At 71.8% G+C, this 11,982-nt stretch carries 13 protein-coding genes; 8 read left to right on the top strand and 5 right to left on the bottom strand.

Annotation, left to right across the window (positions count from 1 at the left end; all coding sequences use genetic code 11):
* Positions 1–358: 358 nt before the first annotated feature.
* The 8 genes from J7U37_RS13000 to J7U37_RS12965 all read left to right on the top strand — a co-directional run bounded on the left by J7U37_RS13000 (position 359) and on the right by J7U37_RS12965 (position 7,326).
* A complete protein-coding gene (locus J7U37_RS13000) occupies positions 359–1,504 on the top strand; it encodes a uroporphyrinogen decarboxylase (protein ID WP_056485612.1) in 1,146 nt (381 codons plus the stop codon).
* Entirely contained in the window at positions 1,470–1,958 is a 489-nt protein-coding gene (gene hemJ / locus J7U37_RS12995; protein WP_247635984.1) for a protoporphyrinogen oxidase HemJ, read from the top strand. The genes J7U37_RS13000 and hemJ overlap by 35 nt, the downstream gene beginning before the upstream one ends.
* Positions 1,959–2,046: 88 nt before the next feature.
* On the top strand, positions 2,047–3,024 hold the full coding sequence (locus tag J7U37_RS12990) for a cation diffusion facilitator family transporter (protein ID WP_247635983.1): 978 nt from the start codon (positions 2,047–2,049) through the stop codon (positions 3,022–3,024).
* Complete coding sequence (locus tag J7U37_RS12985; protein ID WP_247635982.1) at positions 3,021–3,860, top strand: shikimate dehydrogenase; 840 nt, start codon at positions 3,021–3,023, stop codon at positions 3,858–3,860. Before J7U37_RS12990 ends, J7U37_RS12985 begins: the two co-directional genes overlap by 4 nt.
* Positions 3,857–4,513: a dephospho-CoA kinase gene (gene coaE / locus J7U37_RS12980; RefSeq protein WP_247635981.1), complete on the top strand. Its 657-nt coding sequence runs from the start codon at positions 3,857–3,859 to the stop codon at positions 4,511–4,513. Before J7U37_RS12985 ends, coaE begins: the two co-directional genes overlap by 4 nt.
* Before the next feature lie 57 nt (positions 4,514–4,570).
* Positions 4,571–5,296 carry a DNA polymerase III subunit epsilon gene (dnaQ, locus tag J7U37_RS12975; RefSeq protein WP_056187554.1) on the top strand — a complete coding sequence of 242 codons (726 nt, stop codon included), beginning with the start codon at positions 4,571–4,573 and terminating at the stop codon, positions 5,294–5,296.
* Between the two features lie 143 nt (positions 5,297–5,439).
* Positions 5,440–5,865, top strand: coding sequence for a CopG family transcriptional regulator (locus J7U37_RS12970; protein ID WP_247635980.1), 426 nt, complete (start codon positions 5,440–5,442; stop codon positions 5,863–5,865).
* Positions 5,866–5,934: 69 nt separating this feature from the next.
* Entirely contained in the window at positions 5,935–7,326 is a 1,392-nt protein-coding gene (locus J7U37_RS12965) for a PHB depolymerase family esterase (RefSeq protein WP_247635979.1), read from the top strand.
* 4 nt (positions 7,327–7,330) lie between these two features.
* Here J7U37_RS12965 and panC read toward each other — a convergent pair whose 3' ends face one another.
* The 5 genes from panC to J7U37_RS12940 all read right to left on the bottom strand — a co-directional run bounded on the left by panC (position 7,331) and on the right by J7U37_RS12940 (position 11,969).
* Positions 7,331–8,188 (bottom strand): pantoate--beta-alanine ligase, encoded by an 858-nt coding sequence (gene panC / locus J7U37_RS12960; RefSeq protein WP_247635978.1) that lies wholly within the window; start codon positions 8,186–8,188, stop codon positions 7,331–7,333.
* A gap of 97 nt (positions 8,189–8,285) precedes the next feature.
* Entirely contained in the window at positions 8,286–8,681 is a 396-nt protein-coding gene (locus J7U37_RS12955) for a hypothetical protein (RefSeq protein ID WP_056187567.1), read from the bottom strand.
* Between the two features lie 68 nt (positions 8,682–8,749).
* The gene (gene bla, locus J7U37_RS12950; protein ID WP_247635977.1) at positions 8,750–9,679 is read right to left on the bottom strand and encodes a class A beta-lactamase; all 930 of its coding nucleotides are present in this window, start codon (positions 9,677–9,679) and stop codon (positions 8,750–8,752) included.
* Positions 9,676–11,070 (bottom strand): hypothetical protein, encoded by a 1,395-nt coding sequence (locus J7U37_RS12945; RefSeq protein ID WP_247635976.1) that lies wholly within the window; start codon positions 11,068–11,070, stop codon positions 9,676–9,678. Before J7U37_RS12945 ends, bla begins: the two co-directional genes overlap by 4 nt.
* Positions 11,064–11,969, bottom strand: coding sequence for a tetratricopeptide repeat protein (locus tag J7U37_RS12940; protein WP_247635975.1), 906 nt, complete (start codon positions 11,967–11,969; stop codon positions 11,064–11,066). Before J7U37_RS12940 ends, J7U37_RS12945 begins: the two co-directional genes overlap by 7 nt.
* Positions 11,970–11,982 lie beyond the last annotated feature (13 nt).

The following is an 11,982-nucleotide window of genomic DNA, read 5'->3' as shown; positions in this document are numbered from 1 at the left end:
CGGCCGCGGGGACGCCCTGTGGACGATTTTCCGGTCCCGCCATCCAGCCCTCTAAAAGAAAAAACAGAGTCCTAGAATCTCTCTTTCCTTTTAGAGAGCCGGTGTGGGGATGACGTCCGGAGCGCCCATCCGGCACCCGGACCCGGCAAGAGTTTTCGGGAAACACGGGTTTTCGGAAGACCTGTGTTTCCGGAAGAGGCGTATTTTCGGAAGAGGCGGGATTTTGGAGAGGGAGCGCTTTCGGGACAGGAGGTTTTCCGAGCGACACGGTTTCGGGAGGAAGACATTTCGGGAGGAAGACATCCGGCGCTTCGGTGCTACATACCGGCCACACGGGATTGGGACGTCGGGAGATCGGATGAGCCAGGCAGTTGCAGGGAACCGCACGGGACAGGACCGGGCGGTCCTGCGGGTTCTCGCGGGCGAGGCCCTGCCCCGTCCCCCCGCCTGGATGATGCGCCAGGCCGGGCGCTATCTGCCCGAGTACCGGGAGGTCCGGGCCAGGGCCGGTTCCTTCCTCGACCTCTGCTACAATCCCGACTTCGCCACCGAGGTGACGCTGCAGCCGATCCGGCGCTTCGGCTTCGAGGCCTCGATCCTGTTCTCCGACATCCTGGTGATCCCGGACGCGCTCGGCCAGACCGTGCGCTTCGTGGAGGGGGAAGGGCCGCGCCTCGACCCCATGGCGGGCCGGGCCGAGTTCGAGCGCCTGCGCGAGGCCGGCGATCCGGCGATCTTCGCCCACCTGGAGCCGGTCTTCGAGACGGTGCGACGCCTGCGCGCGCAACTGCCCCACGAGACCACCCTGCTCGGCTTCTGCGGCGCGCCCTGGACGGTGGCGAGCTACATGATCGGCGGCCGCGGCACGCCGGACCTCGCCCCCTCCCGGGCGCTGGCCCGGCAGGACACCGCCCTGGTCGAGGCCCTGATCGACCGCCTCGTCACGGTGCAGACCGAATACCTCGTGCGTCAGCTCGAGGCCGGGGCCGATGCGGTGCAGATCTTCGAGTCGCATGCGGGCGCGCTGCCCGACGCCCGCGGCGCCGGCGAGATCACCGAGGAGGCCGTCAACGAGGTCGCCGAGAGCGCGCTTCCGGACGCGACCGAGCGCGATGCCCTGACGCGCTGGTCGCTCCAGCCCATCGCCCGGATGATCGCCGGGGTCCGGGCCCGGGTGCCGGGCGCCCGGATCATCGTGTTCGCCCGCGGCTCCGGGCTCGAAGGCCATGCCCGCGTGGTGCCCGAGACCGCCGCCGATGCGGTCGGGGTCGACTGGTCGGTGGATCTCAAGGCGCTTCGTCAGACCGTGCCGGCCAGCACAGTGACGCAGGGCAACATCCATCCGGAAACCTTGATCGAAGGCGGAGCCGCCCTCGACGCGGCGGTGGACGGGGTGCTGGCGGCCACCGAAGGGCTGCCGCACATCTTCAATCTCGGCCACGGCATCACGCCGCAGACGCCGATCGCCCATGTCGAGCGCATGCTCGCCCGATTGCGGGGCTGAGGCCGACGTGGACGGGCTCTACCCCTGGCTCAAGGCCCTGCACCTCGTCGCGCTCATCTCCTGGATGGCGGCGATGCTCTACCTGCCGCGCTTGTTCGTTTACCACGCCGCCCTGGTGCCGGGACCGCATGCGGCGGCCCAGTCCGAGACCTTCAAGGTCATGGAGCGGCGCCTGCTGAAGGCGATCATGACTCCGGCGATGATCGCCACCTGGGTGTTCGGCCTGACCCTCGCCTGGATGAGCGGCTACTATGCGGCCGGCTGGCTTCAGGCGAAGTTCGTGCTGGTGCTGGCCATGAGCGGCGTCCACGGCTGGCTCGCCCGGATGGTCAAGGACTTCGCCGCCGACCGGAACACGCGCGCGCCGAAATTCTACCGCATCCTCAACGAGGTGCCGACGCTGCTGATGATCCTCATCGTGATCCTGGCCGCGGTGAAGCCGAGTTTTTGGTGATCGCGTCGAACGCGGGCGTTTCTCTCGAGGCAGGACGCATTCCCGTCCCCAAACGGGGAGGGGAGGGAGCTGATCCGAGGCGGAGTTGATGGCCGAGCACGCGCACGATCACGATCATCACGGCCATCGCCATTCCCACGGGGGCGGCGGCCATTCGCATGGCGGTGGTGGCCATGTCCACGCGCCGGCCAGCTTCGGGCGCGCCTTCGCCATCGGCATCGCCCTCAACGTCGCCTTCGTGGTCATCGAGGCGATCTACGGCTTCGCCAGCGAGTCGATGGCCCTGGTGGCCGATGCCGGCCACAACCTCTCGGACGTGCTCGGCCTGCTGGTGGCCTGGATCGCCTCGGTGCTGGTCAAGCGCAGCCCGACGCCGCGCTTCACCTACGGCCTGCGCGGCTCCTCGATCCTCGCCGCTTTGTTCAACGCGGTGTTCCTGCTGGTCGCCACCGGTGCCATCGCGTGGGAAGCGGCCGTCCGCCTCCTCGCCCCCGAGCCGCAGCCGGTGGCAGGCCTGACCGTGATGGTGGTGGCCGGCATCGGCATCCTCATCAACGGCCTCACCGCCTGGCTCTTCGCCTCGGGCAAGGGCAGCGACATCAACATCCGCGGCGCCTATCTGCACATGCTGGCCGATGCCGCGGTCTCGGCCGGCGTGGTGGTCACGGGCCTCATCATCGTGCTGACGGGCGCGGCCTGGATCGACCCCCTGGTCAGCCTCGTTATCGCGGGTCTCATCATCTGGGCGACCTGGGGCCTCCTGCGCGACAGCGTGGTGATGTCGCTCTCGGCGGTGCCACCCGGCATCGATCCGGCGGCGGTGGGCGCCTACCTGCGGGCCCGCGCCGGGGTGACCGACCTGCACGATCTCCACATCTGGCCGATGAGCACCACGGAGATCGCCCTGACGGCGCATCTCGTGATGGGGCCGGGCCACCCGGGCAACGGCTTCCTCATCGCCACCGCCGAAGAGCTGCGGACCCGTTTCGGCATCGGCCACACCACCCTGCAGATCGAGGAGGTGGGCGGCCCCGCCTGCCCGCTGGCCGGAGATTGCACCGTATGATCCGTGCCTTCGTCGTCGGACATCCCATCGCGCATTCGCGCTCGCCGCTGATCCACGGACACTGGCTGCAGGAGCACGGCATCGCCGGGAGCTACGAGCGCATCGACGTGACACCGGAGGCGTTCCCGGCGTTTCTCGCCTCACTGCGGGAGAAGGGCTTTGCCGGCGGCAACGTCACCATCCCGCACAAGGAGGCGGCGTTCCGGCTGGTCGAATCGCTGACGCCGCGTGCCGAAACGATCGGGGCGGTGAACACCCTGTTCTTCGACGGGTCCGAACGGCTCTGCGGCGACAACACCGACGCCCCGGGCTTCGTGGCCCATCTCGACCAGAGCCTCGGCCTCGACTGGACCGGGCGCGGCGGCGGCACCGCCCTGGTGCTCGGGGCCGGGGGCGCCGCCCGCGCCATCGTGGTCGGCCTCCTGGAGCGCGGCCTGGCGCGGGTCCGGGTCGCGAACCGGACGCCGGCCCGGGCCGAGGCCCTGGTCGCCCTCGATCCCGCGCGGGTCGAGGCCGTCGCCTGGTACGACCTGCCGGACGCGATGGCCCGCACCGGGCTCCTGGTGAACACCACCTCGCTCGGCATGGTCGGGCACCCGCCCCTCGACCTCGATCTCCTGCCCCTGCCCGAGGATGCGGCGGTGGCCGATATCGTCTACGCGCCCCTGGAGACGCCGCTGCTGGCGGCCGCGCGGGCACGCGGGCTTCCCGCCGTCGACGGCCTCGGCATGCTGCTGCATCAGGCGGTGCCGGGCTTCGCCCGCTGGTTCCGGGTGACCCCGCGCGTCACGCCGGCCTTGCGCGCCCGGATCCTGGCGGATCTCGCCCCCGCATGAGCATCCTGGGCATGAGCATCCCGGGAAGCAGCGTCCCCGGAACTCGCCCGGTCGTCCTCGGGCTCACCGGCTCGATCGGCATGGGCAAGTCCGCCACCGCGGCGATGTTCGCGCGGCACGGGGTGCCGGTGCATGACGCCGACGCCGCCGTGCACGCCCTCTACGGCGCCGGCGGCGCGGCGGCCCCCGCCATCGGCGAAGCCTTTCCCGGCTCCCTGGCGCCGGACGGCTCCGTCGACCGGACGCGGCTGCGCGAGGCCGTCATCGGCGCGCCCGAGCGCCTCGCCGCCCTCGAAGCGCTGGTCCATCCCCTGGCGCAGGCGGCGGCCCGCGCCTTCCTCGCCCGCCACGCCGGGGCGCCCCTGGTGCTCCTCGACATTCCGCTCCTGTTCGAGACCGGGGCGGCGGCGCGCTGCGACCGCGTCCTGGTCGTCACCGCCCCGCCCGAGGTGCAGCGCGCCCGGGTGCTCGCCCGGCCCGGGATGGATGCCGCGACCTTCGAGGCGATCCGCGCCAAGCAATGGCCCGACGCCGAGAAGCGGGCGCGCGCCGACTTCGTCCTCGACACCAGCCTCGGCTTCGCGCACGCGGAGGCCGAGGTGGCGGCCCTCATCCGGCAATTGACCGGGAGCGCCGGACCGTCCGCGCCTTGACGCGATCTTAGGACGGCGCATGGTCCGGTCGCCCGGACCCACCCTCAGGATTCTTCGATGCTGCGCGAGATCGTTCTCGACACCGAGACCACCGGAACGGATGCGAAGAACGGCGACCGCCTGATCGAGATCGGCTGCGTCGAGCTCATCAATCACGTGCAGACCGGCAAGGTCTTCCACAAACTCGTGAACCCGACCCGGCCGGTGTCCCAGGGCGCCTTCGGGGTGCATGGCATCTCCGACGCCATGCTCGCCGACAAGCCGCTCTTTGCCGACATCGTCGACGAATTTCGCGACTTCTGCGGTGATTCCCCCCTGGTGATCCACAACGCGCCCTTTGATGTCGGCTTCCTCAACATGGAATATGCCCGGCTCGGGGCGGTGGCACCCCCGCCCATCGACCTCGCCGACGTGGTCGACACCCTGCAAATCGCCCGCCGCAAGCATACGGGGGCCGCCAACAGCCTCGACGCCCTGTGCGCGCGCTACGGCATCGACACCACGCGGCGGACCAAGCACGGCGCGCTCCTCGACGCGCAGATCCTGGCGGAGGTCTATGTCGAGCTGCTCGGCGGCAAGCAGACCAGCCTGGGCCTCGCCATGACGGAAGTCGAGGAGGTGGTCATCATCGGGGACGGCGGCGAGGTCGTGCCGGTCGGTCCGCGCCAGCTGCGCCATCGGCTCACGGAGGCCGAGCGGACGCGGCACGCGGCCTTCATCGCGACGCTGGGCGGCGGTGGCGCCGTCTGGCGCGACTATCTCGGCGATGAAGAGACCGCCTGAGGGCACCGAGCGAACCGGTACGACCCGAGGGGATCACACGGGAGCGGGGCGACGCCGCATTGCTGCGACGCACGAGACCGCATATTGCGCCGCAGCAAAAACCCCCCATATACCATCCAGCTGGATGGTGACGGGACGGTACGATGCTCGATCTTGAGGACAAACCCAGGGCGCCGATCCGGGTCGGCGACACCGAGAAGATCACGATCAATCTCGGCTACGTCGATCTCGGCCATATCGACCTTCTCGTATCCGAGAGCGTCTACGCCAATCGGAGCGATTTCATCCGCACCGCCGTGCGCAACCAGATCGCCCGCCACGGCGACGTCACCCGGCAATCCGTGGCCCGCAAGGGCGTCGAACTCGGCCTGCGCCGCTACGACCGGGCCGAACTCGAAGCGGCGCGCGCCAGCGGCATCCGCCTCGATATCCGGGTGCTCGGACTCGCCAGCATCGCCCCCGACGTCACGCCGGAACTCGCCCGCGACGCCATCGCGTCGATCGAGGTCATGGGCAGCCTTCAGGCGAGCCTGGCCGTCAAGGCGGCCCTCGCCGACCGCCTGCGCTGACACGTCCGTTCTGATGCGTTTCCCGACCTCGCAGCGTTCGACTCACGGTCGAACCGGAAAGCGAACCCCATGACCGAATCTTCAAACCGGATGCAGGACCGCCTCGCCGACATGATGGAGGCAACCCGCCTCACGGCCGCCGGCCGGCTGCAGGATGCGACCGATCTGCTCCAGCGTGGTTTCGCCGGCGGTTCCTCGGCGTCGGCTGCCCGGCCTCCGGCCGAGACGGGCGCCGCGGTGAGCGATCCCCGCACCATCGATCTCGTCGCCGAACGCGTCGAAACCGGCCCGGCTCCGGCCGGTGCCGGCCCAGCACCCGAGCCGACCGGGGCGCGCGCCCGGCCGACTGCCGCCGCCCCGGAGGAGCCCGGCCGCGCCGCAATCCTGCCCGAGACGCTGCGCAAGGTCGTGGAGACGGTGACCCGGAGCATCGCCCCGGTGATCGGCGGGCTCGGACGGACCGGCCAGGGAGCGGCCAGCGCCGGCCTGGGTCAATTCGCAGCCGGCCTCGGCGGCAGCCTGAAACACGATTTGGGCAATGGCTTGAGCGGTGGTCTGGGCAACGGATCCGGAACCGGCTTCAACCAAGCCCGGGCGCCCCTCACCGAGGGTGGCACCTTCACCGAGCACAGCTTCGCCAATGCGGCCGGGGCGCGGGACTACAAGCTGTTCGTTCCCAGCGACGCCCGCCCGAACCTGCCCCTGGTGGTGATGCTGCACGGCTGTACCCAGTCGCCCGACGACTTCGCCGCCGGCACCGGCATGAACGCGCTGGCCGAGACGGAAGGCTTCCTCGTCGCCTACCCGGCCCAGACCGGGCGCGCTAACGGCCAGCGCTGCTGGAACTGGTTCCAGCCCGTCGACCAGGGCCGGGATTCGGGCGAGGCCGGGATCATCGCCGGTCTGACCCGCGCCATCATCGCCGAGCACCGCATCGATCCGGCCCGCGTCTACATCGCCGGCCTGTCGGCGGGGGGCGCGGCGGCGGTGAACATCGCCCGGGTCTATCCCGACCTCTACGCGGCGGTGGGCATCCATTCCGGCCTCGCGGCCGGCTGCGCCCGCGACGTCTCGACGGCCCTGACCGTGATGCGGCTCGGTCCCGTGGCGTCGGCCGATGGCGCGACCACCGAGGTGCGGGTGCCCACCATCGTGTTCCACGGCGAGAGCGACGGCACGGTCAACCCGCGCAACGGCGAGCAGGCCCTGGCCCAGGCCGGCATCGATGGCCTGACGCCGGAGGCCACCGAGGCGACGAGCCCGGGCGGATTGCCCTACACCCGCACCCGCTACGCCGATGCGGCCGGACGGGTCGCGGTGGAGGGCTGGATCGTGCGCGGCCTCGGCCATGCCTGGTCGGGCGGAGACGCGGCCGGAAGCTACACCGACCCGCGCGGTCCCGACGCCTCACGGGCGATGCTCGACTTCTTCCGGGCCAGCCCCCTGGCGGCGCGAACCTGACGCCTCACCCGACGGGCACGTTGTCGATGAGGCGCGTGCGGCCGAGATAGGCCGCTGCCAGCACCCGGGCCGGCCGGGTCGCGTGGCTCACGGGCGCCAGCGTCTCGGCGTCCCGGACCTCGAGATACTGCACCGGATCGAAGCCGGCCGCCGCCAGCGCGGCCCGGCCCCGCTCCACCAGGATATCGGCACTGGTCCCGGCCGCCAGCCCCGCGGCGATGTCGGACAGGACGGCCTGGAGGCGCGGCGCCCGCGCCCGCTCGTCGGGGGTGAGATAGCGGTTGCGCGAGGACAGGGCGAGGCCGTCCGCCTCGCGCAGGGTCGGCACCCCCTGGATCTCCACGGGCAGGTCAAGGTCGCGTACGGCGCGGCGGATCACCAGGAGCTGCTGGTAGTCCTTCTCGCCGAACAGCGCGCAGTCGGGCTGGACCTGGTTGAGAAGCTTGGCCACCACCGTGGCGACGCCGGAGAAGTGCCCCGGTCGGTAGGCCCCGCACAGGCCCTCGGTGAGCCCGTCGACCTCGATCCGGGTCGAGAAATGCTCGGGGTACATGCCGGACACCTCCGGCAGATAGGCGGCGTCGACCCCGGCCTCGGCCAGCAGGGACAGGTCGGCCTCGGTGTCGCGCGGGTAGCGCGAAAAATCCTCGTTCGGGCCGAACTGGGTCGGATTGACGAAGATGCTGGCCACGACGCGCTGCCCCAGGCTCCGGGCCCGCGCCATCAGGGCGAGGTGTCCAGCATGAAGCGCCCCCATGGTCGGCACCAGCACCACCCGCTCGCCGGCCCGGCGCCAGGCAGCGACCTCGGCGCGCAAGGGGACGACGGCCGTGAACCGGAGCAGGGCGGTGGAATCGGACATCGGCAGGTCGTCCTCGGCAGATTTTCGGTACGGTCGCGGTGCGAACGTCGCGTTTCGCGCGAGACCTAATCGCACCGTCGCCGGGATGCCAGCCGCCTCAGGGACAATAGGGCCGCAGCGGCCGTCCGTAGGGATCGTCGATGCCGAGCGGCGGGGTGAAGCCGTAATAGCTCGGCTTGCCGAGCCCATACGCTGAGCCGACATAGCTCGGATCGCCGGGGGCATCGGTGGGGATGGGAACCCGCCGGGGGATGCAGCCCGCCAGGCGCCGGCGCGGCACCGGTCCGCGGTGAACCACGCCACCGTCCTCCTCGGCTCGCGGGAAGTAGCGCGGCAGGCCCTCGGGTTCTGCCGGGGCGCCGTCCAACGCGCGGCCCGGGGTCGGATAGGCGAGGCCGCCGAAATCCGCCGCCCCGGCGGGGATCGGCGCCAGTCCGGCCAGGAGCACGAGCACCGGCCCGCCCCGTCTGATCGCCACAGAGCCACGCCGCATCGGGTCCCCCTCGCGCGAGACGACCTTTCCTCGCGGGACGACCTTGGCAGGCGGGCGTGAACCGACCGTTAACCATAGGCGGTCGCGATGACCCGGCCGATCGCCGCGTGGGCTGCATCGCGCCCCTCGGCCGACGCCGTAGAGCCCGTCAGGTACAGCGCGGCGATCAGGGGCGGCCGGGCCGGCGGGCGCAGGATCGCCACCACGTTGGCGGTGCCGTAGGCGCCGCTGCCGGTCTTGTCGCCGACGCCCCAATCGCCCGGAAGCCCAGCCCGCAGCCGCATCGTGCCGGTGCGGGCCGCTGTCATCCAGCCCTCAAGCCGGGCGCGACTGCCGGGCGTGAGCGCGTCGCCGAGGAGGATTGTCCGGACGGTCGCCGCCATCGCGGCCGGTCGGGTGGTGTCGCGCGGATCGCCGGGCTCCGCGCTGTTCAGGTTGGGCTCGGTGCGGTCGAGCCGGGTCACGGAATCGCCGAGGCTCCGGCAATAGGCCGTGAGGGCGGCGGGACCGCCGAGCGCCTCGAGCAGCAGGTTGGCGGCGGTGTTGTCGCTCCACACCATCGCGGCCGCGCACAGCGCCGCGACGGACATCGCCCCGGCTTCCGGCCCGCCCTCCTTGAGCGCCCCGCCCGTGATCGGGGCGTACACGTCGAGATCGGCCGCCGTGTAGGCGATCCGGCGGTCGAGCTGGTCCTGGCCGGCCTCGACCCGGGCCAGGATCGCGGCGGCGAGCAGCAGCTTGAAGGTGCTGCAGAGGGGGAACGCCGCATCGGCCGCAAGCTGCAGCGAAGGGCCGCCCCCCGTGTCGAGGACGGTGACACCGACCCGCCCGCCGAGGTCGCGCGCGATCTGTTCGAGAGCCGCGCCGGCCTCGACGAAGCGGTCCGGCGAGGCCTGAACCGAGCCCGGCAGGACCGGCACCGGCAGGACCAGCACCGGCAGGACCATAACCGGCAGGACCGCGCCAGCGCGCAGGATCGTGCGCCGGGTGAGCGTCATGGGGTTGCCGAGCGCGCCGGCGGCGCTGCGGCCGAGGGTGCCTTGCGACCGTCGAGGGCGGCGAGGCGCGGTCGCGTCTCCGCCAACGCCGGTGCCACCGTCACGGGCCGGGCCAGGGCACGGGCGAGGGCGGGCAAGTCGAGGGCAGGCAAGTCGAGGGCCGCCGCCGGACCCTGGCCGTAGAGGCTGTCGTCTAGCGCCGCGAGCCCGGCCGCGATCTCCGGCTGCGTCTGCCAGGCGCGGGCCAGGTCGGGCCGCCCCGACAGGACGGGGTCGAGCACGGCGCGAAAGGCCCGCGCGTCCCTGGCCGAGGCGGCCCGCCTCAGGGCGCGCCGCGTTCGGGCGTCGAGACGGCGGCGGCGGACGTCGCGGCCGGTTCCGACGCCGATCAGGGCGAGGCCGAGCCCGAAGGCGCCGAGGGCGGCCGTCACCACCAGGAGGGGGGAGGCCGGCACGATCGGCTTGGCCTCGTCGTCGCGGTCGGGCAGGCCGCCGCCGATCTGGCGGGCCGGGATCTCGGCCTCGCGCAGGGTCCGGGACACCGTGTCGAACCACGGGATCACGATCGCGTCGAGGGGGATGACCTCATCGATGGCGGGGCGCACGTCCCACTGGTAGGTGGCGCGCGCCACCGGGCCGGACGGGGTGATGAGGGTCTCGCGGGTGACCGGTCCGGCGAAGGTGAGGATGCCGCGCGTGCGCATCACAGGCCGGGGCGGCAGCCCCTCGGCGACCAGGCCCTGCGCCTCCAGGGTGACGATGCGGCGGGTGGTCTCGCCGAGCTTCACCGTCTCGGGATCGGGGCTCCAGGAATCCGTGATCGTCACGTCCTTGGCCGGCAGCCACCACGGCTCCTTGGCGTCGGGGCCGCCCACCGGCTTGGTCCAGGTGGCGACGGGCAGGTTCACCGGAGCCGAGGGCACGTCGACCACGACGCGCTTGCCGCCCTCGTTGACGGTGAGGCGGTGGATGAAGGGATCGATGGTGAAGTCGCCCGGATGGTGCGGGAAGATCGCCACCACCCGGTCGAAGGCGATCGCCACCTGTCCGTCGGGCAGGCGGGTCTTCGACCAGGCGTCGCGGCCGAGCTGGGTCCAGCTGAAATTGGCGAGCGACGGCTGGATCACCTCTTCGAGCAGGATCGCCTGGCGATAGACGCCGTGGATGCGCAGCAGCACCATCTCCCGCGAGAACGGATCGGCGTTGCCGTTGCGTTCCGGGGTGACCGTGAGGGTGAGATCGCCGGGACTGATTTCGGCTCGGAGGGGAACGGGCGCGAGGAGGAAGGCCGTGAGACAGGCAGCGACGATGCTGCGCCGGTGCAAGAATCCTGTCGGCTCGCCGTCATCCCGGGGCCGCGCGGCGGATGGCTCGGAACGATCGCTCACCATGGATTGCTCCCACCCGGCACGGCGGTGCCGGCCTCGATGCGGACCGCCTGCTCGGCCTTCAGGCGCAGCTTGAGATAGCGCCCCGGATCGTCCGGCAGGGTCTGGAGCCAGAGGCGGTCGGGCCGGATCTCGTGGGCTTCGAAGCTCTTGGTCACCCGGCGCACCTCCCGCTCGGGGGCGGCCGCGACCATGGCCGAGCCGGCGCCGGTGCGGCCGCGTCCGGCCGCGTCGCTGGCCGAGCCCCGGGCCTCGCCCTTGCCGGAATCCACCGAGACCTGCTCGGCCTTGCCGCGGCGGGCGACCTTGCTGTTGCCGGGGGTCGAGGAGGTGGTGCCGCCCTCCTTGTTGCCGGCGAGGCCTTCGCCGCTGGAGGTGGCCTGGGTGTCGTCGTTGGGGTCCTGGTTCGAGGTCTTGTTGTAGCGCGCGCCCACCGTGGCGGTGGCATTGGCCACGCCCCCGCCCTTGCCGGGATCGCCGGCGCCCTCGTCGACCAGGCGGGCGATCAGCGAGCGGTTGGCCTGGGCGTCGGCATCGCGCGGATTGTATTGAAGCGCGGCGTCGTAGGCGTCGAGGGCGCCCTGCAGGTCACCGGATCTCGCGAGCGCATTGCCGAGGTTGTAGGCGTTGCGGCGGCCGCCGCTGCGGAACAGCGCAGCGGCTTCGTCGTAGCGGCCGGCCTGGTAGAGGGCCGGGCCGCGCCAGGCCGGATCGTCGAGCACCCAGGCGGCGGTATCGGGCAGTCCGGCGCCCATCAGGGCGCGGCCGAGGCTGGTGCGCGGCTGGGTGCTCGCGGTGAGGGCGAGGATGCCGGCGCCCGCGAGCCCGAGGCCGGCGAGGCGGGCCCACCGGGTCCAGTCCCGGGGCGGAGCGGGCAGGGCGGATAACAAACCGATCGCCATCAGGCGCTCCTCA

Source organism: Methylobacterium sp. 37f, from assembly GCF_023093475.1.
In the GTDB taxonomy this organism is placed as follows: domain Bacteria; phylum Pseudomonadota; class Alphaproteobacteria; order Rhizobiales; family Beijerinckiaceae; genus Methylobacterium.
The sequence above is the reverse complement of the archived record's forward strand: the minus strand, read 5'-3'. Positions and strand labels throughout refer to the sequence as shown.